3 protein-coding genes are annotated in these 2,822 nt (G+C 36.7%); 2 read left to right on the top strand and 1 reads right to left on the bottom strand.

Translation table 11 applies throughout. The features are described 5' to 3' along the window. Positions 1 to 423 precede the first annotated feature (423 nt). Entirely contained in the window at positions 424 to 1,818 is a 1,395-nt protein-coding gene (fumC, locus tag Q0O89_RS10480) for a class II fumarate hydratase (RefSeq protein WP_293731631.1), read from the top strand. A 110-nt stretch (positions 1,819 to 1,928) separates the two neighbouring features. Beyond that, a complete protein-coding gene (locus Q0O89_RS10475; protein ID WP_293731630.1) occupies positions 1,929 to 2,534 on the top strand; it encodes a hypothetical protein in 606 nt (201 codons plus the stop codon). Positions 2,535 to 2,652: 118 nt separating this feature from the next. On the opposite strand, the gene Q0O89_RS10470 is transcribed toward Q0O89_RS10475, so the two are convergent. Continuing rightward, positions 2,653 to 2,822: EamA family transporter (locus Q0O89_RS10470; protein WP_293731632.1), on the bottom strand; the 170-nt coding region annotated here is incomplete at its 5' end.

Here is a 2,822-nt window from a genome sequence, read left to right as displayed (position 1 = left end):
TTCATTTTCTTACTTTTTAGATTTGAAACTTATAATTAGATTGTAAGAAAAAAATTGAAATGATACTAAAAAAGAGATGTTATTTTGCTTATTGATTTACTTCAAATGAAGTAAAAAATGAGATTTGTGCTTTTCCTACATAGTGATGGGGGGCTGAGAATTAGAGTGGCAAAGCCACTCAACTATGCGTAACCTAGTACGCATTTTGCGTGCCAGGTATAAAATAGTCTATTTTATAAGCAAAAAACATCAACAAGCCCTAATTTCCATTTCTCTCAATTTGCGTTATCGCGCCATTGTTCAACATTAAAATCATAAATTAATGATCTAAATCACAAAATACCAATTTCCCACTATCCGACATAACTCGGAAGTGTTAAAATCGCTTTGTTACGTTTACATTTTATTTATAAAGGTGATTATATGACATTTCGTATCGAAAAAGACACTATGGGTGAAGTTCAAGTTCCTGCTGACAAATATTGGGCAGCGCAAACTGAGCGTTCACGCAATAACTTCAAAATTGGTCCGGAAGCTTCAATGCCGAAAGAAATTATTGAAGCCTTTGGTTATTTGAAAAAAGCAGCGGCTTTCGCTAACCACGATTTAGGTGTGTTACCGGTTGAAAAACGCGATTTAATTGGACAAGCTTGTGATGAAATCTTAGCCGGCAAATTAGATGGCGAATTCCCATTAGTGATTTGGCAAACCGGTTCCGGTACGCAATCAAACATGAACTTAAATGAAGTCATTGCGAACCGTGCGCACGTGATCAATGGCGGTAAATTAGGTGAAAAATCTATTATTCACCCAAATGATGATGTGAATAAATCACAGTCTTCAAATGATACTTACCCAACAGCAATGCACATTGCGGCATACAAAAAAGTGGTTGAAGCAACAATTCCTGCGGTAGAACGTTTACAAAAAACTTTTGCGGCAAAATCAGAAGCATTCAAAGATGTAGTAAAAATTGGTCGTACTCACTTAATGGATGCCACACCGTTAACATTAGGTCAAGAGTTCTCTGCTTATGCGGCGCAATTACACTTCGGTTTAATCGCGTTAAAAAATACGCTTCCACACTTACGCCAAATGGCATTAGGCGGTACAGCGGTTGGTACAGGTTTAAATACGCCTAAAGGTTATGATGTCAAAGTTGCTGAATACATTGCAAAATTTACAGGCTTACCATTCATTACAGCTGAAAACAAATTTGAAGCTCTCGCTACTCACGATGCTATCGTAGAAACACACGGTGCATTAAAACAAATCGCCATGTCATTATTCAAAATTGCCAACGACATTCGTTTATTAGCATCAGGCCCTCGTTCAGGTATCGGCGAAATCTTAATTCCTGAAAATGAACCAGGTTCATCAATTATGCCGGGTAAAGTGAACCCAACACAATGTGAAGCGATGACAATGGTGTGCGCACAAGTATTAGGTAATGACACAACCATCTCATTTGCCGGTTCACAAGGTCATTTCCAATTGAACGTGTTTAAACCGGTAATGGCAGCGAATTTCTTACAATCAGCGCAATTGTTAGCGGATGTTTGTATTTCATTCGATGAACACTGTGCAAGTGGTATTGAGCCGAACTATCCACGCATTAAACAACAATTAGATAACTCTTTAATGTTAGTTACGGCGTTAAATACCCATATTGGTTATGAAAATGCAGCGAAAATTGCCAAAACTGCACATAAAAATGGCACAACCTTAAAAGAAGAAGCTATCAACCTTGGTCTTGTATCGGCGGAAGACTTCGATAAATGGGTGCGTCCGGAAGATATGGTTGGCTCATTAAAATAAGTGAGTTGAAATCAAAATAAAAATAAAAAGGCAACGGCAGTTGCCTTTTTTATTCCCATGAGACTTGCTATAATCGACACAGTTTAACCCTTGTGTCTCTGAGATTTTTTATGTCGCTCAAATTATTCTTTAGCGCAACTTTATGCCTAATATCCACCGCACTTTATGCAAACTGGCAACCAGTAGGAAAAGCAGATTATAACTGGGGACCTTTCCATGTTTATACTGTATCGCTCTATAGTGAAAATGGCGAATACAAAGAAAACCAAACGCCCGTTATGCTCAGTGTAGATTATGCTAAACAAGTGGAAGGCAAAAATTTCGCCATTACCTTAATCAAAGAAATGGATGCCTTGCATATTGATAATAGCAAAAAAGAAAAATGGCTTAAGGAATTACAACAAACTCTCCCTGATTTTTCGCCTAATGATCGCCTAAGTTATATTGTGTTAGAGAATAAGGGATATTTTGTCTTAAATGACCAAGTTCTTGAGCATCAATTTGATACCGAATTTAACCGCGCTTTTATGGATTTATGGCTTTCAGGCAAGACCTCATTTGCCGGATTAAAAGAACCTTTAATGGGAAAAATAAACACAGATGCAACTCAGCCAACACCTAAACAGCCTGAAAGCGTCCCAATGCAAGAAGATGATGCAAGTCCACAGATTCCACCAAGTTATGAATTGGAGTTGAAGAAAGAGACAGGGGCTTAACAGAATATAAAAAACGCACTTTAACCGAATAAAGCGCGTTTTTTATTTAACTATTATGGATAGTTTCTAATCAAAGCTAGAGAATAAATCGATTTTTTATAATCAGTATATCCATATTCTATATTACATTCTTTTTTAATGAAATGACACAACCCAAAATAACAATTAATGCTCCTACAGTCTGATAGATAGAAATTTCTTCTCCTAGAGTTAAATAACTAATTACTGCAGTAGATAAAGGAACTAGCAACTGAATAATATTAAATACAACAACACCTTGTTTCTGTA

The sequence above is a fragment of the uncultured Actinobacillus sp. genome, from assembly GCF_945915845.1.
In the GTDB taxonomy this organism is placed as follows: domain Bacteria; phylum Pseudomonadota; class Gammaproteobacteria; order Enterobacterales; family Pasteurellaceae; genus Exercitatus.
This window is presented reverse-complemented; position numbering and strand designations above follow the sequence as displayed.